At 56.2% G+C, this 21,467-nt stretch carries 21 protein-coding genes; 8 read left to right on the forward strand and 13 right to left on the reverse strand.

Features of this window, described 5'->3' with window-relative positions:
• Nucleotides 1-78 precede the first annotated feature (78 nt).
• On the reverse strand, nucleotides 79-1,221 hold the full coding sequence (locus SFA35_RS25495; protein WP_320579622.1) for a diguanylate cyclase domain-containing protein: 1,143 nt from the start codon (nucleotides 1,219-1,221) through the stop codon (nucleotides 79-81).
• A gap of 711 nt (nucleotides 1,222-1,932) precedes the next feature.
• Between SFA35_RS25495 and SFA35_RS25500 the strand changes: the two genes are divergently transcribed.
• Entirely contained in the window at nucleotides 1,933-3,405 is a 1,473-nt protein-coding gene (locus SFA35_RS25500; protein WP_320579312.1) for a putative bifunctional diguanylate cyclase/phosphodiesterase, read from the forward strand.
• Nucleotides 3,406-3,464: 59 nt separating this feature from the next.
• Here the strand turns inward: SFA35_RS25500 and SFA35_RS25505 are convergent, their stop codons facing one another.
• From SFA35_RS25505 to SFA35_RS25515, 3 genes are all read right to left on the reverse strand, one after another.
• Nucleotides 3,465-4,346 (reverse strand): tyrosine-type recombinase/integrase, encoded by an 882-nt coding sequence (locus SFA35_RS25505; RefSeq protein WP_320579314.1) that lies wholly within the window; start codon nucleotides 4,344-4,346, stop codon nucleotides 3,465-3,467.
• 63 nt (nucleotides 4,347-4,409) lie between these two features.
• A complete protein-coding gene (locus SFA35_RS25510) occupies nucleotides 4,410-4,601 on the reverse strand; it encodes a hypothetical protein (RefSeq protein ID WP_320579316.1) in 192 nt (63 codons plus the stop codon).
• A gap of 7 nt (nucleotides 4,602-4,608) precedes the next feature.
• On the reverse strand, nucleotides 4,609-5,064 hold the full coding sequence (locus tag SFA35_RS25515; protein ID WP_320579318.1) for a hypothetical protein: 456 nt from the start codon (nucleotides 5,062-5,064) through the stop codon (nucleotides 4,609-4,611).
• Between the two features lie 496 nt (nucleotides 5,065-5,560).
• Here SFA35_RS25515 and SFA35_RS25520 point away from each other — a divergent pair, with 496 nt between their 5' ends.
• The 3 genes from SFA35_RS25520 to SFA35_RS25530 all read left to right on the forward strand — a co-directional run bounded on the left by SFA35_RS25520 (nucleotide 5,561) and on the right by SFA35_RS25530 (nucleotide 7,996).
• Nucleotides 5,561-5,923, forward strand: coding sequence for a response regulator (locus tag SFA35_RS25520; protein WP_320579320.1), 363 nt, complete (start codon nucleotides 5,561-5,563; stop codon nucleotides 5,921-5,923).
• Nucleotides 5,924-5,984: 61 nt separating this feature from the next.
• Complete coding sequence (locus SFA35_RS25525) at nucleotides 5,985-7,574, forward strand: histidine kinase famiy protein (protein ID WP_320579322.1); 1,590 nt, start codon at nucleotides 5,985-5,987, stop codon at nucleotides 7,572-7,574.
• A gap of 176 nt (nucleotides 7,575-7,750) precedes the next feature.
• On the forward strand, nucleotides 7,751-7,996 hold the full coding sequence (locus SFA35_RS25530; protein ID WP_320579324.1) for a hypothetical protein: 246 nt from the start codon (nucleotides 7,751-7,753) through the stop codon (nucleotides 7,994-7,996).
• A gap of 49 nt (nucleotides 7,997-8,045) precedes the next feature.
• Here SFA35_RS25530 and SFA35_RS25535 read toward each other — a convergent pair whose 3' ends face one another.
• The 3 genes from SFA35_RS25535 to SFA35_RS25545 form a co-directional block, all read right to left on the reverse strand.
• A complete protein-coding gene (locus SFA35_RS25535) occupies nucleotides 8,046-8,399 on the reverse strand; it encodes a response regulator (RefSeq protein WP_320579329.1) in 354 nt (117 codons plus the stop codon).
• 354 nt (nucleotides 8,400-8,753) lie between these two features.
• Nucleotides 8,754-8,927: a hypothetical protein gene (locus SFA35_RS25540; RefSeq protein ID WP_320579331.1), complete on the reverse strand. Its 174-nt coding sequence runs from the start codon at nucleotides 8,925-8,927 to the stop codon at nucleotides 8,754-8,756.
• 28 nt (nucleotides 8,928-8,955) lie between these two features.
• The gene (locus SFA35_RS25545; protein WP_320579333.1) at nucleotides 8,956-9,306 is read right to left on the reverse strand and encodes a hypothetical protein; all 351 of its coding nucleotides are present in this window, start codon (nucleotides 9,304-9,306) and stop codon (nucleotides 8,956-8,958) included.
• Nucleotides 9,307-9,481: 175 nt separating this feature from the next.
• Between SFA35_RS25545 and SFA35_RS25550 the strand changes: the two genes are divergently transcribed.
• Genes SFA35_RS25550 through SFA35_RS25560 form a run of 3 tightly spaced genes read left to right on the forward strand, consistent with a single transcriptional unit; the run spans nucleotide 9,482 to nucleotide 14,635 of the window.
• On the forward strand, nucleotides 9,482-11,773 hold the full coding sequence (locus SFA35_RS25550; RefSeq protein WP_320579334.1) for an ATP-binding protein: 2,292 nt from the start codon (nucleotides 9,482-9,484) through the stop codon (nucleotides 11,771-11,773).
• Nucleotides 11,767-12,228 (forward strand): response regulator, encoded by a 462-nt coding sequence (locus SFA35_RS25555; RefSeq protein ID WP_320579336.1) that lies wholly within the window; start codon nucleotides 11,767-11,769, stop codon nucleotides 12,226-12,228. Before SFA35_RS25550 ends, SFA35_RS25555 begins: the two co-directional genes overlap by 7 nt.
• 28 nt (nucleotides 12,229-12,256) lie before the next feature.
• On the forward strand, nucleotides 12,257-14,635 hold the full coding sequence (locus SFA35_RS25560; protein WP_320579338.1) for a response regulator: 2,379 nt from the start codon (nucleotides 12,257-12,259) through the stop codon (nucleotides 14,633-14,635).
• A 172-nt stretch (nucleotides 14,636-14,807) separates the two neighbouring features.
• Here the strand turns inward: SFA35_RS25560 and SFA35_RS25565 are convergent, their stop codons facing one another.
• The 6 genes from SFA35_RS25565 to SFA35_RS25590 form a co-directional block, all read right to left on the reverse strand.
• Nucleotides 14,808-15,101: a hypothetical protein gene (locus tag SFA35_RS25565; RefSeq protein ID WP_320579341.1), complete on the reverse strand. Its 294-nt coding sequence runs from the start codon at nucleotides 15,099-15,101 to the stop codon at nucleotides 14,808-14,810.
• Nucleotides 15,102-15,419: 318 nt separating this feature from the next.
• A complete protein-coding gene (locus tag SFA35_RS25570) occupies nucleotides 15,420-15,749 on the reverse strand; it encodes an Arc family DNA-binding protein (RefSeq protein WP_320579343.1) in 330 nt (109 codons plus the stop codon).
• Entirely contained in the window at nucleotides 15,742-16,014 is a 273-nt protein-coding gene (locus SFA35_RS25575; RefSeq protein ID WP_320579345.1) for a hypothetical protein, read from the reverse strand. Before SFA35_RS25575 ends, SFA35_RS25570 begins: the two co-directional genes overlap by 8 nt.
• Before the next feature lie 281 nt (nucleotides 16,015-16,295).
• Nucleotides 16,296-16,520 carry a DUF6555 family protein gene (locus SFA35_RS25580; RefSeq protein WP_320579347.1) on the reverse strand — a complete coding sequence of 75 codons (225 nt, stop codon included), beginning with the start codon at nucleotides 16,518-16,520 and terminating at the stop codon, nucleotides 16,296-16,298.
• A gap of 965 nt (nucleotides 16,521-17,485) precedes the next feature.
• Nucleotides 17,486-18,442: an alpha/beta fold hydrolase gene (locus SFA35_RS25585; RefSeq protein ID WP_320579348.1), complete on the reverse strand. Its 957-nt coding sequence runs from the start codon at nucleotides 18,440-18,442 to the stop codon at nucleotides 17,486-17,488.
• Between the two features lie 27 nt (nucleotides 18,443-18,469).
• A complete protein-coding gene (locus SFA35_RS25590) occupies nucleotides 18,470-19,045 on the reverse strand; it encodes a hypothetical protein (RefSeq protein WP_320579350.1) in 576 nt (191 codons plus the stop codon).
• A 201-nt stretch (nucleotides 19,046-19,246) separates the two neighbouring features.
• Here SFA35_RS25590 and glgX point away from each other — a divergent pair, with 201 nt between their 5' ends.
• The gene (gene glgX, locus SFA35_RS25595; protein ID WP_320579352.1) at nucleotides 19,247-21,427 is read left to right on the forward strand and encodes a glycogen debranching protein GlgX; all 2,181 of its coding nucleotides are present in this window, start codon (nucleotides 19,247-19,249) and stop codon (nucleotides 21,425-21,427) included.
• Nucleotides 21,428-21,467 lie beyond the last annotated feature (40 nt).

Consider the following 21,467-nt stretch of genomic DNA (forward strand, 5'->3'; position numbering starts at 1 on the left):
AATGTTTTCTGTTGACTGATCTGGGCGGCGTCGGCTCGCGATGGCTGCTATGCGAGGCGCTGCGCAAATAAGCAAGTCCTACAGCAGTGGGATCCTAATATTGTAATGGCCGCTATTCTTCGCCAAAAAATGATATGAATCGTGGCCCCGTGCCTTAGTCTGATACATCGCAGTATCAGCATTTTTGAACAGCATAGCGGTTGAAATTTCAGATCCAGCAACGCTGATCCCGATCGACGCGCCGATCTGAACAATCTCGCCTTGGATCTCAAAGGGCAGGCTTACCACGCCCAGAAGGCGTTCAGCAATTATGCAAGCGGCTGGGCGGTCATCACACCGAGCAGCCGCAACGAATTCATCTCCACCTAAGCGCGCTACTTCTTCTCCCGGTCGCATAGAGTGTTTCAATCGCTCGGCAATTTTCTGCAAAAGTACATCACCTGCTTCATGTCCAAGCGAATCGTTTACAGATTTGAATCCGTTCAAATCAATAAAAAACACTGTCGTATAGCTTCGACCCTCACGCTTTGCAAGCATGCTGCTCACCCGCGCTACGATCCAGGCGCGGTTCGGTAATCCGGTCAGTTCATCAATGGTCGCCAGTTTTTCAAGGCTTTTTATTTTCTCTTTTTCGCGCGTGATGTCGCGAGACACGAGTACCGCCCCGATGCAGTTTCCAGTGGTCGGATCGATCACCGCGCACGCTTTTGTTCCCAGCATCACATGGTGACCCTCGCGATGTCGCTTACGGACTTCTACAACTACCGGTAGTAGCCCGCCGCGTAAAACTGGGCTTAATGCTTCTCCAGCCGGCAAGCGATCATCAGAATGTAGGAAATCTAGCACTGGCCGACCTACTAGCTCTTCTGCAGACCAGCCGATCATCCTACTGTAAGAGGGCGATATCGTTAGGTATTTACCACCTGTGCCGCAATGAGCGATCAGGTCAGTACTGTTTTCTACTAGAAGGCGGTATTGGGCTGCAGTGCGCAGCGCTTCTAATAGTGCCATACGTTGCGCGGTTACATCAAAAACAAAACCTCGATATAGTGAATCAGGGCTACCTGGTTGTTTATACGGAATTCCCGCGATGACAACTTGTCTTTTCTGACCGTCATTAAATATGACCGGCACCTCAATATGAAAAGGCATTACATATTCTAGCGCGGCTGCAAGCTCAGCTGCAATTTGATAATCGTCTTCGGCCTGTACAGATCCCAACCAGGCTCTGAGTGTAGTGCCCCTCATAGGGAAATGAGCCCATTCTGGCTTTCTTGTACAGCAGTGCAGATGTCGTCAGCATCGGCAGACCATATCGCAAAAAACCCGGCTTCGATTGAAGTGTGGATGGCCTTAGAACCCAGCCTTAAGAAAAAAATGGCAGTATCAACGGAGCATATCGGCCTGACAGGTGAAACAAAAACTGCACAAGCATATTATTTTTTCACTACCCTAGCAGACTGCTGCCAGGGATGATGACGTCAAAATGGGCTAAATGTCGTCATGAGGCGCCGCGTGGCGTAGCGGCCAATGAGACGAAGCTGCCCTTTTGACCATTGTGCTCTACGACCTGCCCAGATGCTCCAAAACGTGGTGCTCATCGTCTCAATCATGCCATCAGGCACCATTTGTCTGATTCAACCTCCGCAATGTCATCTTTTTGCCGAATCGGTCGATAAGCAGAGCTGAGGCTATCCGCAAGACAATTTCAGGGCGCACACCCGCTCGAAAAGGCCACTCAAAGGGGAAGGTGAAAAAATGCCAGATTTACATCGCTATAATCCCTATCGTCTTCCCAAGCTGATAACACTTACGGTCCTGACGGTTGGGATACTAGCTGCCTTGTGGGCATTTAAGATGGGCCCCGTGATAATGCACAGCCTCGGATTGCCACAGGATAACTATTCAAACCACCTCGACAGGTGGCGATTTGTGGGTGAAGTTATCGCAATATCAGCAATTTCTTTGATATTGCCAACGGTTATTATGAAGCGCCTTATTCTTAGATCTCGGGCAAGCTACCTTACATTGGAAAAAAAGCACTCTAGGAACGAAACTTTAGCACGATATGACTCGCTGAGCGGATTAATTAATCGTCGCGCATTCATAGAGCAGGCCGAAAATCAACTAGCTTGCTCGGGTGATCTAGCAATAATGCTTATTGATCTCGACAACTTTAAGTTGATTAATGATCAGTACGGGCATTCCTACGGAGACGCAGTGCTTGTTGGAGTTTCTCGACGATTGGAAGAGGCTGCGGAAACCTATGGCGGGATTGCAGTCAGACTAGGAGGTGACGAATTTTGTCTGACTTTTTTAAACTCAAAATCGGAGCAGGATCTAATTAATATCGCTAAATCTGTGATATCTAGCCTATGCGAAATGACGATTGAGTCCGTCAGATTTTTAAATATAAGTGCGACCATTGGCATCTCTCGCTCATGGACAGACGCGCAGAACATATATGAACTATTACATTGCGCAGATACTGCAATGTATAGAGGAAAAAACTCAGGAAGAGCAACTTACGATTTTTATGATGAAGAATACGAAAAACAGAAACGCGCTCAAGACGACCTTGAGGTCTTACTGAAGCAAGCCGTAGACAGTGGAAAAATAGTTCCATTTTTCCAGCCTATCGTCACGCTCCCTTCACAGGAAGTTGCGGGATTCGAGATTCTTGCCCGATGGGTAAAGTCGAACGGCAGCCTAGGTATGCCAGGAGATTTCATTCCTGTATTAGAACGGCTTGGTTTGATTCCAGCCATGACCCGCTCATTGGTCAAACAAGCATGTAGAGCCGCTCAATTTTGGGACAAGCCGTTTAACTTGTCGCTGAATGTAAGCGCCGCTATGATTGTAGATGAGCATTTTCCAATCCAGTTACTGGATCAGCTCGTCCAAGAAAGATTTCCATTTAACAGGTTTGAAGTAGAAATCACCGAAGAAGCCCTTGTTGGAAACCTAGCAGCAGCCCAACGCAATTTGCGTATACTCCATGATCATGGCGTAACAGTTGCTTTAGATGACTTCGGCACGGGCTATTCAGGCCTATATCATTTGACGAGGCTGTCCATCGACAAGATAAAAATTGATCGCTCATTTTTTGAATCGGATCAAGCGGCTCACCTACCAATGGTAGAAGCGATCTTGGGCATGGCACGAAGTCTAAAGATGAAAGTAACCGCTGAAGGTATTGAGGATTTTCATCTTCCTCATCTACCGTCATGGCTATCTGAGAATGGCTGCCACTACGCGCAAGGCTTTTTTTACGGTCGGCCTCAAGGAAGCAAGGAGACTACTATCAGATTTAGCCCCTTAAAAGACCTTGCGCCGATAGACAGTTTGCTATCGCAGGAAAGTTGGCTATATGGTGCCAATAGGCCTACCCCACCTAATCCTTGAGATTTGATTCTTCCAGTACTATATCTTTGCAATGGCCTCATAACCGCATGACTGGCGGCTTAAGAAGGCATTTTTAAAGCGGCACTGACCTGATCATGCAGGTGCTGGGCTTCGGCGTGCAGGTAGCGACTCGTGGTATCCAGCCGCGCATGCCCGGCGAGCGAGCGCACCATGACCAGATCGCCCGTGGCCTGGGCCAGATGACTGAAGCACGAATGCCGCAACCAGTGCGTGGTGGCCTCGCCCAGGCGATCGGCCAGTTCGTACTGCCGCCGTTCCCGGGCCAGCTCCGCCGCTCGGGTCATGATGTCGATCATGGCCTTGAGCACGGTGCTGTGGCTGGCTCGCTTGCCCTTGCTGTTGGCCGCCATCAGCAGGGGCGTCGACTCGCCGGGCAGGATCTCGGCGGGCAGCCCCATGGCCTGCCGGTAATACTGGAGCTCTTTGAAAAGCGCCTCGGAGATCGGCACCTCGCGCCGCTTGTTGCGCTTGCCGTCCACCATCAGCCACAGATGGCCGCTGGCTGAACGGCGCAGCGTGCCCATGTTCGAGGCGGTGGCCTCGAAGGTGCGCAAGCCCGTCATATAAAAGAGGCTCAACATGAAGTGGTCCCGCGCGCGCTTGAGCGGACTTTTGGTCGCCGCAATCGCTTCGAAGGCCAGCGCGATGCCCTCCACCGGCAGCAGCCGCTGGATCATGGGATCAACCGCTGCCTGCGGTTTTTTTACCAGGGCCACTGGATTGCCCTTGAGCCAGCCGGCCTTGACCATCCAGCTGTACAAGCTGCCCAGCTGGACCAGGGCGTAGCGCTGTGAACTGACGCCCAATGGCCCGGCGAACGGGCGCCAGTCCGGGTGTTGCCGCGGGTGTTTGGTGGGGGAGACCCACACCGAGGCCGGCTGCGGGTCGGCCAGGAAGGCGAGGTAGGCGCGTACGTCCATGACGCCGATCTGCGACAGCCCCTTGTCGCGCGCGTGCCGAGCCCAAAGCAGGAAGCGCTCGGCTTACTTGCGCATGGCGCGGCGGGTCTTGGGGTTGTCGGTGGTCGCCTCGAGCCAGATGGCGGCGGCCTCGAAGTCGGAGCGGGCCTGGACCAGGTCCGGGACGGCGGGCAGGGTGTTAGCCTGCTCGGCCGGGAGCATCCGCTCGAGCGGAACGCCGCGCTGGAAATCCACCGTCTGTACCTGATATTCCATATAGATCTCAGTCCAACCTGATCGTCTTCAACACTCTGGCGTGGTACTGAATGTAAGCGTTGAGCTGGTGGACGTGACGCCTGGCTAGCCGGATGTTTTGCTCGCAGGACGTCAACAAGGCGTCGATCTGCCGAACCTGCTCGAGATTATCAAAGTCTTCTGGATGCGCCAGACGTTCTCTTACCCGGTGCAGGTTGCGCTCGGCATTATCCAATCCGAGGGACCGAACCTTTTCAGCGTCCTGAGCAATCAGCGTCGAGGCCTTGAAGAAACCCACCGCGCATTTGTTGATCTCAGGGTTGAGGTTGAAAATGCCAGGCTCCTTGTGGTGCAGCTGGAGCAGATACTCCAACTCGCGGTGCAGCACCCGGGTTGTCTCCTGATAACCCGAGCAACGCTCTACCATTCCTGCAGATGCGGCTTCGATTTCTGTAGCAATCATCAGGGTTTCGGTGAGGTCCATGTGTTCGTGTCTCTTCACATCAGCGTGAGTGCTTAGCGGCAGAGTTCTTAGCGGCAGGGTAGCTTGGGTATTTGATCCTTTTTTTCGCGACCGGTGCCCTTGCTCGATCGTTTATTTCCAAACCTCAAGGTCATCGACACTTGATCCGAGCTGTCGCACTCGTCGGTAAAACTTCCAAAACGTCTGTCCAGGGAAACCTTTTCACCTCGGCTTGTCACAGCTTCATGAGGCAAATGAGGGAGTTACCATGTCGGGTGCTAACAATTTGCGTGCAGAAAGTTTGCCTGCTGGTCATGAGAATGATCTGGCTCACGCGCTTGAGGCGTGGGAAGTTGCCTTAAAGGCGCTTCATGCGTTGCCTCAAGATGCTGCCCTGCCTTTACGCGTGAGTGCTCTCAAGCGTGTTGAACGTACTCAGCTAGGGGTCGCATACCAGGCTAGGGCATTAATCCGTGGATCTTTCACCGACAGATAATCGTGCACAAGGGCACCACGTATGGACTCAATCATCGTTGTCGAAGACGAGCAGCAGATACTCGAACTGATGGTCGATATCCTGGAAATGTACGGCTACAAGGTCAAAGCGTTCCCTAGTGCCGATTCGGCGTGGAATTACATTGATACAAGCAGCAGTGAGCTCCGGCTCCTGATCACCGACCTGCGCATGCCGGGCGACATCGATGGCGTTGGGCTGGTGCAGCGCGTTCATGAAAAATTCCCCAAGATGCCCATTGTCGTTGCCTCCGGCTATCACCGTGAATCAGACTCGCTGCACATCGATCAGGTGTTCTGGCTGTCCAAACCTTTCACGCTCGACGAGTTGCATATGGCCTGTCAGCAGTTGGCCCCGCTGAAATGATCTACCTTTTTCGGTAAGCCTCTGACGAGTCTTGCTTGACCCATCACTGCAGGGCTTTTGGATGCCTCATCAAACCACCAGCGTCGGCGACCAATTCACGGGCGACATCACCGGCTCCGATCACAACATCTTCTTTGCTGCGGTCGAGACCACTCGCATGCCGATGATCGTGACCGACCCCAATCGGCCCGACAATCCAATCATCTTTGCCAACCAGGCATTCATCGAGATGACGGGATACGCGAGCGAGGAGATCGTCGGTACCAATTGCCGTTTTCTGCAGGGGCCAGAGACTGACCGGGCCACCATTACCCAGGTGCGCGAAGCGATCGCGTCCGAGCAGCAGATTGCCGTGGAGGTGGTGAACTACAAGAAGGATGGCACCACCTTCTGGAATGCCCTGTATATCTCGCCGGTGTACAACGATTCGGGCAAGCTGATCTATTTCTTTGCCTCGCAGCTGGATGTCAGTCGCCGCCGCGATGCCGAGGACGGACTGCGCCAGGCGCAGAAGATGGAGGCCCTGGGGCAACTCACCGGGGGTATTGCGCACGACTTCAACAACCTGCTGCAGGTGATGATCGGCTACCTGGACATGATCGAGCGCGGTACCGAAAGACAAGAGCCAGATATGCAGCGGCTGCAGCGCAATACAGCCAGTGCTCGCCAGGCTGCCGAGCGGGCCAAGACCCTGACCCAGCAGCTGCTGGCCTTCTCGCGCAAGCAGAAACTGCAGGGCCGTGTCATCAACCTCAATGCCTTGGTCAATTCCTGCCATGATCTCGCCGAGCGTACCTTGCTCGACACCGAGATCCGTTATCGCCTGGCGGAGGATCTGTGGAATTGCCGAGTCGATCCCACCCAAACCGAGGTGGCATTGCTGAATATCTTCATCAACGCGCGCGATGCCATGCAGCACCGCTCGCAGCGGCTGTTGACCATTGGTACACGCAACATCCACGTCAAGGAGGCCATGGTCTACGACGGCTTGATGCCGGGCCGCTATGTGAACATCGCCATCACCGACAATGGCTGCGGTATGCCGGCAGCGATTCTGACGCGGGTCATGGACCCTTTTTTCACCACCAAGGAAGAGGGTCAAGGCTCGGGTCTCGGCTTGTCGATGGTCTACGGCTTTTTGAAGCAGTCTGGCGGCACGGTGCGGATCTACTCGGAGGAAGGCGTCGGCACGACCTTGCGCCTGTACTTTCCGGCGGATGACAGCCAGCTGAATCAGGCTTCGGCCGAGCATGTGGTGCAGGCTCAATCCGGCGACGAGCGAATCCTGATTGTCGAGGATCGACCGGACGTGGCTGAGCTGGCCAAGGTGGTGCTCGAGGAGTACGGCTATGACTGCAAGCTGGCTCTGGGGGCCGAGCAGGCGCTGAAGAAACTCGCCAAATATGAATTCGATCTATTGTTCACGGACCTGATCATGCCAGGTGGCATGAATGGTGTGATGCTGGCCCGGGAAGCCATGCGTGTTCAGCCGTCGATCAAGGTGCTGCTGACGACTGGGTATTCGGAAAACTCGATCGAGCGCACCGACTCCGGGGGCAACGACTTTGAAGTGATTTCCAAGCCCTACGTGCCGACCGAGTTGGCCAAGAAGATCAGGAGGCTGCTGGACGGGCCGAACGGCATCAGCTAAACCATAAGAGCACCCCGACAGGTGCGCATTTTTGACATGCATGCGTTACCTTCAGCCCTTGCTCACCCCGAGGGCTTTTTCGAACCACGATGCCATCAAGCTTGCCTTTACGAAGGTAAAAGCTACCTAGGGAGCTGCTGACGACTTGCCGTTGCGCCACAATAAAAAGGGTTTTTATGCCAGATATTTACGCGGCCCTCAATCGTCTGAAGTCGCCAACCCATTATCGGCTGGACCAGGAGGGGGAGCTGTTCACCTTCACGCTGAGCGACAGCAAGCTGGGCATTCAGTCGGTCAGGCTTATCAGCGTGCACGAGTACCTTAATCCCGGAGAGTTTCGTGTGAGCGTTCTGCATGCTGTCGAAGAGCTGCGCGGCAAGGGATCGCTTGTGGAGCTTTCAAATCAGCCTTACGTACTTTAGATGAGTCCTGATTTGTACTTGCCTGCCAAGAGTCCACTGTTGGCCAGCTTCACAATAACGATTGAATGGTCTGAATCATGGCTTTTACATCAAAAGGCTTGGTGACGATTTTCGTGAACAGTCCTGATGTCGCTTGAGCCTGGTCGGCCGCTCCGCCCGTCATCAAGACAATGGGCAGTTGATGGAAGACGGGGTGCGCTCGGATGGCGATGGCCAGTTCCACCCCGTTCATTACCGGCATCATGAAGTCAGTGATGACCAGGTCAGGCCGAACACAATCCAGCACTTTCAAGGCGTTCACGGCACTCACCGTCTTGACTACGGTGTAGCCTTCGTCCTCGAAAATGCATTCCAGAATCTCGGTGATCACGTATTCATCGTCAACGATCAGAAGGGTGGCCATTCTGGTTAGTCCGTCAGTCTCTGTCCTCAGGTAATAGCGGCGCAAATTGGAGTGCTTTGAGCACCTTAGGTCATGACTGACCCGCCGCCATCCATTAAGAATGGATGAGAACGTTTGAGTTCCGGACTGCTTGATGACGAGATATTCGAAAACGGGACCGGACGCGTCGGCGTCAACAGCTTGGGATGTCGCTAGGATTCTGGAAGCTCAATAGCGCGAGCGAGCCTTGAATACCTGATGACGCTGGACGATCCTGATGGAGTCGGCTACACCTGTAGATACACCTTCATGGTGTATTTTGACTAGCAGAACTTGCCTTCACGCCCTCAACACCCCCGAGGGCTTTTTTCTGATTCAGCAATGGCCCTTGTCGCTCAGCTCCACTGCGAGTTTGGCCGCCTCGACGTCGTCCACACAGTAATACTCCACGCCATCCTCATCCGTCACTCGGAACACTTCCGACACGCCGGGCTCCCGGTATTGGGCTGGAATCTCTTCGCCTTTGAGTTTCTTTACGGCGATGGCCATTTTTTTCCAAATCCCTTTGTGAAACGCGTTATGCCCTGGGGGCATTGGAACCGGGCTGGTTGTAGTCAGCTACCGAGACCAGAAGACTGCTTAGAAACCCAAATTCACTGGCAGGCAGTGCCAGTGGTTTGAAGTCCAGATCCAGCAGCGTGATGCCATCCATCATCGGCTCGTTGCAGGGCGTTGCGCCAAAAGCGTTGGCCAGAGAAGAATCGTCAGGCCCGAAATAGACGATGGTTTCGGCGGTCAGCGTGTCCACAGCCAGACGGTAAGGATCTTGTCCGATAAGACAGGCCTGGTAACGCATGATCCTCAAACGTTTGAGCTCCTTGAACACCTGCTCGCCGTGCCCCAACCGTCTGCAAAACCAACTGCTCATCATTTCAACCCATCTGTTCTTTGAAGGTAGACACTTCTGTCACGCAGATCGTTTCAAAGTGCCATCATTATTCATTGATGACTCTGATCTTTGGGCGTTCGAGGCCCTCATTTGGTACCCTGACAGACTGTTTCGCTGATTCCCAAGCCTGGGCACATCGCCGTCAGGAGGCCCCTTGTCCGAACATCCTATTTCCAGTGTGCATCCTTCGCTTCAGCAGGCGCTCGACAATTGTGCCCAGGAGCCTATCCGCACTCCCGGCAGTGTTCAGCCTCAGGGTTTTCTGTTGGCTATCGAAGAACCCGGCATGGCCGTTCTCCAGGTCAGTGCAAACCTGCCTCAGTGGTTAGGTATCGACGTCGAAGAGCTCCTGGGCCAGAGGCTCAGCCAGTTGGTCGAGCATGGCGAGGCCCTGGTCGATCCGCTCGAGGAACTGGAAGAGGACGAGTCCCATCCCTACCACGTCGCTGATGTGAAATTCCTGGTCGGTCAGCATCGCGATCTGCCAGTGGCCATGATGCTGCACCGTCATGATGGGTTGTTGATCGCCGAATTCTACCGCCCCAATGATCAAGTGGTCACTCACAGCCGTCTGTATCCCATGGTGAGATCGTTCATCAGCCGCTCCTCTGACATCGAGAGTGTCGACCAGGTTTGTGAACGCGCCGCTCGGATCATCAAACGTCTGACCGGCTTTGGCCGGGTCAAATCCTATCGTTTCGATGAGGCGGGTAACGGCCTGGTCAACGCCGAGGTGCTGGATGATGGCTACCCAAGCTATCATGGTCTGTGCTTCCCGGCCTCAGACATTCCGGCCCAGGCCCGAGCGCTGTACTGCACCAATCGTATCCGCGTCATCGAGGATGCCAACTATGTGCCGGCCAGGCTGGTTCCTGCTCTGAATCCGAAAACCAGTGAGGCGCTGGATCTGAGCTATGCCACGCTGCGCAGCGTATCGCCGGTGCATCTGCAATACATGCGCAATATGGAAACCCTGGCGTCGATGTCGATTTCCATCGTGGTGGAAGGCAAGCTGTGGGGGCTGATTTCCTGCCACCATGCCTCTGTGCACCCGGTCAGTTTTGAAACTCGGACATCCTGCGAGCTTCTGGGGCGGGTTCTTTCCCTCCAAATCGAAACCCGGGAAGCCCATGCGCGAAGTGCTAGGATGCTGGATATCCGCCATCGCATTGTGCAGTTGCTGTCGGCGATCGCGGATCATGACAGCGTGCTATTGGGGCTCAGATCTATTCAGAGCACGTTCATCGATTTTGTCGAAGCGTCAGGGGCTGCAGTGGTGTCCGGCGCTGGCTGCGACATCTACGGGCAGACTCCTTCCAAGCTGCAGGTGCAGGCCCTCACTGAATGGCTGGCCCGTCGCGAACGACCTGAATTTTTTCAAACTGATAATGCCAGCGTCGACATCGCGGAGCTGCCGGCCATTGCCAACGCTTCCAGCGGCGTCCTGGCGGTATCTATTTCGGAGCTGCACCCGCATTACCTGATCTGGTTCAAACCTGAACAAGCGAAAGTCGTGCACTGGGCAGGCAAGCCTGACAAGACAGTGAGTGATACCGGCTCGCTCAACCCAAGGCAGAGTTTTGAACAGTGGCAGCAGGTGGTTGAAGGGTTTTCGACACCCTGGAGTGCCAGCGAGGCTGAAGGGGTCCAGGAGCTGCGCCTGGCCGTGCTCGGCATCGTGCTGCGCAAGGCTGAAGAAATGGCGCAGATGTCCGAAGATCTGGAAAAGACCAACAAGGAGCTCGAGGCCTTCTCCTACAGCGTGTCGCACGACCTGCGCGCGCCGCTGCGTCACATCGCGGGCTATGCCGAACTGCTGAATGACATGGAGTCGTCGACCATGACCGAACGCGGGCAGCGGTTTCTGGGCACCATCGAGACTGCGGCCAAGTTCGCCGGCAACCTGGTGGACAACCTGCTCAGCTTCTCGCAGATGGGTCGTTCCGCGATGCACGTCACGCAGGTGAATCTCACAGCGCTGGTAAACTCGATTCGCACCGAGTTGAAGCCTGACTTCGAGCAGCGCGAGGTGCGCTGGAATTATGCCAACCTGCCGACCGTCATCGCCGACCCGGCGTTTCTGCACCTGGCGTTGCGCAATTTGATCTCGAATGCGCTGAAATACTCACAGAACCGAGCAATCGCCACAATTGACATTGCGAGCGAGGAGCGAGCTGACGACTTCGTCATCAGCATCAAGGACAATGGCGTCGGCTTCGACATGAAGTACGTGGGCAAGCTGTTTGGCGTGTTCCAGCGCTTGCACCGCATCGAGGAATTTGAAGGAACGGGCATAGGGTTGGCCAACGTCCGTCGCATCATCGAACGCCATGACGGCTCGGTGTGGGCTCAGGGCGCGCTGGATGAGGGTGCCACGTTTTTCTTTACACTTCCTAAAAAATCACTCTATCCGGTCGCCGCGGTGGCCAGGGATTTGTCATGCTGAAACCGATCCTGCTGGTGGAAGACAATCCCCATGACTTGGAGCTGGCCCTTGTTGCCCTGGAGCGCACCCAGCTGGCCAATGAAGTGGTGGTAGTACGCGATGGTGTAGAAGCGTTGGATTACCTGTACTGCCGCGGCGAACATGCCGAACGGGAAAAGGGCAATCCGGCGGTGCTGCTGCTTGACCTCAAGCTACCCAGAATCGATGGCCTGGAGGTACTCGAGACCCTCAAGCGCGACGAGTCGCTGCGCAGCATCCCTGTGGTGATGCTGACTACCTCTCGTGAAGAAACGGATCTTCATCGCGCCTATCAATTAGGAGTGAATGCTTACGTGGTCAAACCGGTCGTATTCAAGGAGTTCGTTGGAGCCATCAGCGGCTTGGGCGTTTTCTGGGCCATTTTGAACGAGCCTCCTCCAGGGTCAATTCGGCGTACGCCGATCAAACCGGTTTAAACACCTATCTTCTGAGTGCCTGGTTTTCATGCTGCAAACGCCCATCAAATTGTTGCTCATCGAGGACAGCGTCAACGACGTAGAGCTGACGCTGTTGACCTTGGAAGCTAATGGATTGGTGATTAAGCCTGTGGTGGTGCACGATCATCACGGGGCAAAAATGGCGCTCGAGCGCCAGAAGTTCGATGCCATTTTGTGCGATTACCTCTTGCCGTCTTCATCGGGCATGGAGGTCTTCGATGTCGCCCAGGAAATGGCGCCGGCGACACCTTTCATCTTCCTCTCGGGTATGTTGGGCGACCAGCCGGCGGCCGAGGCGCTTCGCCGCGGGGCAAGTGACTACGTACTCAAGCAGAACCTGAAGCTGCTGCCCAAGACCCTCAGGCGTGCGGTAACTGAAGTCCAGGAACGAGAGCGTCGAGTCAAAGCTGAACTGGCTTTGGAAGAGGTGGAAGCCCGGGCGCGTCTGGCCATCGAAGCGGCCGACATGGGGGTGTGGGAGCTCAACCTGACAACGATGCAAGTGATCTGGGATGAACGTAGCAAGGCGCTGTACGAACTGCCCCCGAACACTGCGCTGGATCTTGAACAGGCACTTGACCGAACCCATCCCGATGATCTCAAAGCCCTCAGCGCTAAGGTTGACCGAGCGCTTCAGGCCGAGTCCAGCTTTACCGCTGAATATCGAATCGTGCTGCCTGGCGACCGGACCAAATGGATTTACTCCAATGGCCGATCTATGTTCAAGGACGGCCGATGTATCCGCTTTTCTGGTGTTATCCAGGACGTCACTGAACGCAAGCAGGCTAGTCGGGCCTTGGAAATGCACAACGAGGCCTTGGGTGAGCGAGTCGAGCAAAGAACCCGTGAGCGCGATCGTACCTGGGAGTTGTCCAAGGAGCTGCTGGCCGTCCTGCGTTTTGACATGACGCCTGTGGCGTTCAACCCCGCTTGGAAGGCCACCTTGGGCTGGTCTAGGGCAGAGATGGAACGCATGCGTCTGTGGGAGCTGATCCACCCTGAAGACCTAGACGCCACCATCCGCGAAACTCACGGTCTTGCCCAGGGCAACGTTTCCACACGTTTCGTGAATCGGCTGCGACACGTCAATGGACAATACCGCTGGCTCTCCTGGACGATCGTTCCCGAGGCCGAGTTGATGTATGCCGCAGTGCGGGACATCACCGAAGAGCGTCAGGCCTCGCAGGCCATGCAGGCGCTCAACGAGCGCTTGCTGGAGCAGATTCGCGAGCGTGAGCAGATCGAGGCAACACTTCAGCAGATGCAGAGACTGGAGGTGGTGGGCCAGTTGACTGCCGGCATCGCTCACGACTTCAACAACTTGTTGACGGTGATTCTTAGCGGCACCACGCTGGCCAGAAAAGCCTGCGAGCGCGGAGACCTGGCCAAGGTTGCATCTCGCCTGGATAACATCCAGGGCGCTGGAGAGCGCGGTGCCAGACTCACAGCACAGCTGTTGTCGTTTTCTCGCAAACAGCGCCTTGATCCGGTGCCAGTGGACCTCAATCAAACCCTGACCGGGATGCAAGGCTTGCTGGTCAAGGCCTTGGGACCCAGTGTGTGGCTTGAGACGGTTCTGGCAGAGGATCTGTGGACCGCATCAGCCGACCCCACGCAGACTGAAATGATCATTCTCAACCTGGCCATCAATGCCCGCGATGCCATGGGGTCGGGGGGAATGCTCACCGTCGCCACCCGTAACGAAGTGGTCGAGGCTTCGCCTGTACGTACGGAAAATCCGGAGCCTGGCAGCTACGTGGCGGTCAGTGTCACTGATACCGGAAGCGGCATGCCGCCTGAGGTTCTCAAAAAGGTCTTCGAGCCGTTCTTTACCACCAAGGCTGTGGGCAAGGGCTCAGGCCTGGGACTGGCTCAGGTGTTTGGCTTCGCCAAACAGTCAGGTGGTGGGGTGGCTATCGAATCGACCGTCGGCGAAGGCACAACGGTCACCGTTTATCTGCCTCGCATAACCAGTAACCAAAGCCTAACGGATGAGCTTCCCACAAATGCTCAACCGGCACCGTCACGCGATCTGACCATTCTCTTGGTGGACGATGATGATGCAGTTCGGGCGTTGAGTGCCCTGACGCTGGAGTCGCTGGGCCACACGGTGATTCAGGCCAGCAGCGGCGCAGACGCGATCAGGATGCTGAGTTTCGAGATCGATCTGGTAATTACTGACTATGCGATGCCAGGCATGTCCGGTACAGAAATGGTCAAGGCGTTCGAGCCGGTTTTCCCCCACCTGCCGGTGCTGTTCATCACGGGATATGCCGACGTCACGGCGCTGGGCGTGGCCAACGCCGTCGTGATCCAAAAACCGTTCAGCGAGCAGGAGTTGCAGGCGAAAATCAGCTACATGATGGCTCAGGTCGTTGCGGTGTAACGGCAGGAAGACGAAAAAATCAGCCATTGGGAAATATTTTGACCTTTTTCATAAGCTCCAGGGTCATCTATTTACCATTGCTGCGTCACGGGAATGGGTGCGTCTGTTTGCCTCCTTCAAGCCCCCGCTCAGGCGGGGTTTTTTTCGTCTATTCATTTGGCCACAATAGAGATTATTGTCGACGGTTACCGGACGTCGTCCGCATGTGCAACCAAATGTGCTGAAGCTGCAAAAGCATGAACCGGCACAGCCGCGGATCAATTACCTGGGCGTCCTGCAGCGCCTGCACATAGCCGATGCAGAATTGGTAATGCTGCTCGCTGGCGGCGAACGAGGGGCTATCACGCAAGGCTAGAACACTTGCAACCCAAGAAGCGTATACGGCATCCGGCAGTCCTGAGGGCAACCCCGTGCTGGAGTCGAAGGGAGACGGGATCAAGCGGCGGTGGGCCATGGTCAGCTCCATGCAGTGGCTTCTCGTGACCTCTCTCAAGAGGATCTGCAAAGGTGGACCCTGCTCTAGAACAAGGGTTTCCACGGGGTGACGAGTTGTTGTGCAGCGATATATAGGCTGCGCACATGTATGGAGTTGCTTTGGAAAGGCAGAACGCCGATTCTGCGGGTGGGCCAGGAACCTATAACCGCTGCCAATGATCGCCATCGATCGCTGCAGGCTCTACTCGCCAGCGGACGAGCTGCAGCCTTGACCCCTTAAGCGACCTCACCCCAGCCCCTGCTTCCCCAGGGGTTTTTTTAAGTCTCAGCCTGTGCCGATCGCCGATCGCTACTCCGGGGCGGGGGCTTTTTCGCGCTTAGCCTCTTGGTTTTGCCCGATCAACGCGATCAAAGCGTCTTGCCGCGGAGGCGAAAGCTGACGAAACTGCTGCAGCAGCTCGAGCTCGTTGAGCGACAGCGCCGCCTTGTCAGGTGCGATCAGTGCATCACCCGATACGCCTTCCTGAGCCATGCTACGGTCCAGCCGACTGACGATCGCCCAGTTCATGCTGTGGCCATCGTTCTCCGCCACCTCGGCAATGCGCTCGCGCATGTTATCCGGTAGCCGCAGGACGAATTTGTCGGCTGATCTGGCGGGAATTCCCAAACGTTTAAACATCCGTGTCTCCACATGTCTGTTGATTGTCGCAAAGCACCGTCTGATATTCGTCAGCCTGTGCCATCGCCTTCTGGTTGAGCCAGTGGCAACTCTGCTCCGTAATCAGGCCACAGTTGAGCAGGCTCTGAAAGTAGCCCAAAGCGCCCAGCAGGGCCTGATCACGCGCATTGCGGCTCGTTGAGACTTCTATTCGGTCCAGGTGCTCCTGCGCGTGTCGGAGGGCTTCGATTTCTTTGGCAGGAGGGGTGTAATTGTCAGAGCTCATCGTTTCGGTCCTGTCAGGCCTGTGGGCCATGGCTATTGGATCGTTGCGAATGTTGAGTACGCCGGGAAGGGCAATGTGTGTAGAAGTGGGGCTGCAAGCTAACGACAAGCTATAGGCTCAATGGTGTCTATTTGCCATCATATACCGTCTGGCGAGCCGTATCGAACTACGCCATCCGGATGCTGAGCTGATATACGCCCCAACCTTGGTCTATGCACCAGTGCTGACACAGATGATCGAGGGAGAGGGGTATGCCCAGTCGAACCATAAAAACCCTATGCCTAGCGTGCCTGATAGCCGACATCAGTGATTCCGAACCTGCTGGCAGTCTGCTTATCCATCTTCTCTGACCTGTCGCGTGCTGATTTCGGAATCCTTGCGACGCCTACATCGCAGGCCGCCCAATGCCAAGCATCAGACTCGGTCAATGGCTGGTCAGCATGAATGGGGAATTCCTTGGGTTGGCCATGCAGTTGGTACGAAATGATGTACAGCTTTTTGCTCATAGTCGGCTTCCTGGCGGCCTCGCTCTCAAATATTGTACGATTTTTATTTCTTGTACAACATCTGTATAGGCCACCACCACCGGTGCAGGTTCCCTTGAGTGCTTGCCTGCTCGCTAAGGCCGTCCAATATCCGGTGAGCGCAGCTCATCTGGAAGGAATGCGGACTTCTAGTTCATGACCTGAGGCGACTGAGATCCGATCAGTGTCCTTCCAGGTCGATGGAGCGGGGGTGATCGATGGCTCAACTGAGAGGGCTGGAGAAATTAGAAGCTGCAGCTTGCGTCAATCCAGATAGGTCCACGAGTGAGCTCCGTCGAATAATCTGATTGGGCAGTTACGGATCAGCCGCAGATCGAAATTATTCATATTGACTCCAAACCTTGGCCTTACCTCAGGCTTGAGAGCCTGCCAGTGGGTGGTACAGCCACATACTCTGCATCGCAGCGTTTCAATTGTCCTGTTCCCCCACACGTATGAAGAGATATCTTCAGGAAGCCCTTCAACGTCTAATTGAGATGCATCGTAGTGAGCCCACAAGGCGCTGAGCCGAACACAGATAGAGCAATTGCACCTGATGACATGGGTTGGCAGCTTATGGAGCGTCAATCGGATACGTCCGCAATGGCATGCACCTTCTAGCATTGGATCTTTAATTTTTAATCACCTCATAGGTTCGAGAATGGCCCTGCCAACGAAACAGGTGCAAATGATCTCCCATATGGGCCTCATTATGACGCTCGGAGGTGCCTACGAAACCAGGCGCGATTCACAGTTGAGGAACCTGGTGCGGCGACTCGAGCTCGCTAAGAGAAGCGCCTTTTAGTTAGGTGCCGTCAGCGAAGCGACTGGTGCACCGTCTTGAATCAGGCTGCGGTCCAGCCGACTGACAATTGCCCAGTTCATGATGTGGCAGCTGAGAGGGCAATATGGCAGAACGCTGTCCCGCGCAGTTCGCGCGACCATGTTCAATGCCAAACTCGAGAGCGCACCCACTCCTGTACCCGTTTGATCACATCCTTACCGACGCCAAAATGCACAAATCCATGCGGAGCCTCTCGAACCACCCATAGGTCGACGTCCGTAATCTCGCCCCAGCGCGCGGCCATCTCCAATGTGTCATCCAACAGCGGATCGCGTTCACCCACTATTAGCACCGCAGGCGGCAGGCCGTCCAAATCAGCATACAGCGGCGACAACCTAGGCGCTCTGCGTTGTTCATCGCTGAGCCCTGGAGTCAATCGGCGCATCGCCGCGACCATTCCCGGCCCATCTAGTACCAGCGTATTGGGCCCTGCAGTTCGCACGCTTGGGGTGCCGGTGAGGTCATACACACCGTAATAAAGCACGGCACCCTGGATGCGCTGCAACAGCTCGGGCCACGCTTTAAGCGCGAGCAGGCAAGCCGCCGCCAAATGGCCGCCGGCGGACTCACCCACCATGATCACTGGTAATCCGGCAAACAGGAGGTTGCCGGGGTCGAGTAGCCAGCGCGCGGCGACGAGACAGTCTTGGATCTGGCACTCAAGGGATGCGCCGGGGGCCAGACGGTAGTCGACCGAGACCACTGCAGCGTCGCAGGCACTGATAAACCCTAGGTTCAGGGCGTCATTCATGCGCGGATGACCAATCACCCAGCCGCCGCCGTGGATGTCGAGCACCACGACCTTGGGGGTGCCCACAGGGTGCAGGATGCGAACAGATGCCGCCGCACCTTCAACGCTGACCGTTTGATGCTCAGTCCCTACTCCATGCCCAGTGAGTTTGGCAGAGGGCAAGGGGGCCAGCTTGATCAAGCCTTGAAGGCCCTGGAGGATCAACTCGGGGGGGAGCCGAAAGCGCGGCAGCCGCGCTAGGACCTTGTTAAGCCGACGCATTTGCGCCAGTTCATGATCGGATTCACCAACGGTTATGCGGGTCAACATAGAGTGAGTCCAGGCAGGGCAGATAGTTCATTGACCGCTGCCCGGCCCGGACAGTTGCGCATTAATTGACTCGGTGTTGGCTGGTTTGTCTGGGTGTGCACCGTACCATGAGCTTTTCAAGCCGGGCGCCAAGTCTGCAGCACAGGTCATGATGACGATCATGGCTTTGAGCACGGTACTTTCACAGACTCGCTTCCCTTGCTGTTGACCGCCACCAGCAGGGGCGTCAAAACGCCAGGCAAGATCTCGATAGCAGCCCCACGGCACGCCGGTAATGCCGCAACCCTTGGTAAACCGCAATCCGAGATGGACACCTCGCGGCGCTTGTTGCACTTGCCTTCCACCGTCAGTCACAGATGACCACTGGCCGAGCGATACAGCGTGGCCGTGTTCCATGCGGTGGCGTCGAAGAGGCGCAGCCCTGTCATATTCATGAAGTGATCCCCGGACGCGCTTGAGCGGTCTCTTGATCGCCTCGAAGGCCAGCGCGATGCCCACCACCGCCAGCCGCCGTCGAATCATGGAGTCAACCGGCGATTGGGGTTCCTTGACCAAGTGGACCAGATTGGCCGCTAGCCATCCGGCCTTGACCAAGCGATTCATTGCGCTGGAAGTGCACCGCCGGCACATGAAACGCCCTGACGAATTGGGTCATCAGAAGCCCTGCCGCGTCTTGCCGGTGGACACCAATCAGTCGTTCATCTCGTCGGAGACAATTCACTGAACTGTTCTCTATCGAGGTCTTCTACTATCAGATCCCTTTGTGAAGCTATAACAATCAGCCATTTTTTGGAGTGCTTGATCATGACTGATCAACCAGCGAACGACACTGCATCCAACCAACCCCGTCCCGCCAGCCGCGTAAGCGAAGGTCTGCCGTACCCACTGGGCGCGACTTGGGATGGTTCGGGGGTCAACTTTGCGATTTTTTCCGCCAATGCCACCAAGGTCGAACTCTGCCTGTTCGACGCTGAAGGCAAGGAAGAGATCGAGCGCATCGCGCTCCCCGAATTCACCAACGAAATCTGGCACGGCTACCTGCCCGATGCCCGTCCCGGCACCCTTTATGGGTATCGCGTGCACGGCCCTTACGACCCGGCCAACGGCCACCGCTTCAACCCCAACAAACTGCTGATCGACCCCTATGCCAAGCAGATCTGGGGCGAGCTGCAGTGGGACGACGCCTTGTTCGGCTACACCGTGGGCCACGAAGACGGCGACCTCTCGTTCGACGAGCGCGACAGCGCGCCGTTCATGCCGCGCTGCCGGGTGATCGACCCGGCGTTCACTTGGGGCAACACGCCCAAGCCGAACGTGCCGTGGGAGAACACCGTGTTCTACGAGACCCACGTGCGCGGCTTCACCATGCGTCACCCCTCGGTACGTGAAGCGGAGCGGGGCACCTTTGCCGCCTTCCACGAGAACGACGTGGTCGAGTACATCCGCTCGCTCGGCGTGACCTCGGTGGAACTGATGCCGGTGCATTACTTCCTCGACGACAACCACCTGCTGGAAAAAGGCCTGCGCAACTTCTGGGGCTACAACACCCTGGGCTTCTTCGCGCCCCATGGCCGCTACCTGGCTGGGCAGTCGATCGGCGAATTCAAAGTGATGGTCTCGCGCTTTCACAAGGCTGGTCTGGAAGTCATCCTCGACGTGGTCTACAACCACACCGCCGAAGGCAACGAGATGGGTCCGACCCTCTCGCTCAAAGGCATCGACAACGCCAGCTACTACCGCCTGATGCCCGACGATGCACGCTACTACATCAACGACACCGGCACCGGCAACACCCTGAACATGAGCCACCCGTGCGTGCTGCAGATGGTCACCGACTCGCTGCGCTACTGGAGTTCGGAGATGGGCGTGGACGGTTTCCGCTTCGACCTGGCGACCATTCTCGGCCGCGAGGCCCATGGTTTCAGCGAAGGCGGGGGCTTCCTCGACGCCTGCCGCCAGGACCCGGTGCTGGCCAAGGTCAAGCTGGTGGCCGAGCCCTGGGACTGTGGCCCCGGTGGCTACCAGGTGGGCAACTTCCCGCCGGGCTGGATGGAATGGAACGACAAGTTCCGCGACATCTCCCGGGCCTTCTGGAAAGGCGACGACGAGATGCTCGGCGACTTTGCGAAGATCTTCCTGGGCTCGGGCGACCAGTTCAACCGTCGCGGCCGCAAGCCGGCGTCCTCGGTGAATTTCATCACCGCCCACGACGGTTTCACCCTCAACGACCTGGTTTCCTACAACGACAAGCACAACGAAGCCAACGGTGAAGACAACCGTGACGGCCACTCGGACAACAAGTCGTGGAACTGCGGCGTCGAAGGCCCGACCGAAGACCCGGAAATCCTCGCGCTGCGCTACCGGCAGATGCGCAACCTGCTGGCCACCTTGTTCCTCGCCCAGGGCACGCCGATGCTGCTCGCCGGTGACGAGTTCGCTCGCACCCAAGGCGGCAGCAACAACGCCTACTGCCAGGACAGCGAAATCGGCTGGGTCGATTGGAACGTCAGCGAGCAGAGCGCCGAGCTGCAGGATTTCGTGCGCTACCTGATCGAGCTGCGCGCACGCTACCCGCTGCTGCGCCGCAACCGTTTCTTCACCGGCGAGTATGACGAAGGCATGGGCGTGAAAGACGTCAGCTGGATTCAACCCAACGGTTCGGAAATGGGCACCGAGCAGTGGCAGGACGGCAACAACCGCTGCATGGGCATCCTGCTCGACGGTCGCACCAAGGCCAGTGGTATCCAGCGCGAAGGCGTCGACAACTCGCTGCTGATCATCGTCAACTCGCACCACGACGTTGTTTCGTTCACCTTGCCTGAGGTACCGCAGGGCGCCAAGTGGGTGTTGCAACTGGACACCAACCAACCTGATCTGGATCTCGGCGAAACCTTCGAGTTCGGCGCCGAGTACCAGGTCACCGGTCGTTCGGTGCTGATGTTCGAGCTGAAAAAACCTAGCTCGCGCAAACGCACACAAAGATAGTTGCATAGAAAGTCAGTCAAAAAGCTTTAATTGCCCGCCG

Source organism: Pseudomonas sp. HR96, assembly GCF_034059295.1.
GTDB lineage: Bacteria > Pseudomonadota > Gammaproteobacteria > Pseudomonadales > Pseudomonadaceae > Aquipseudomonas.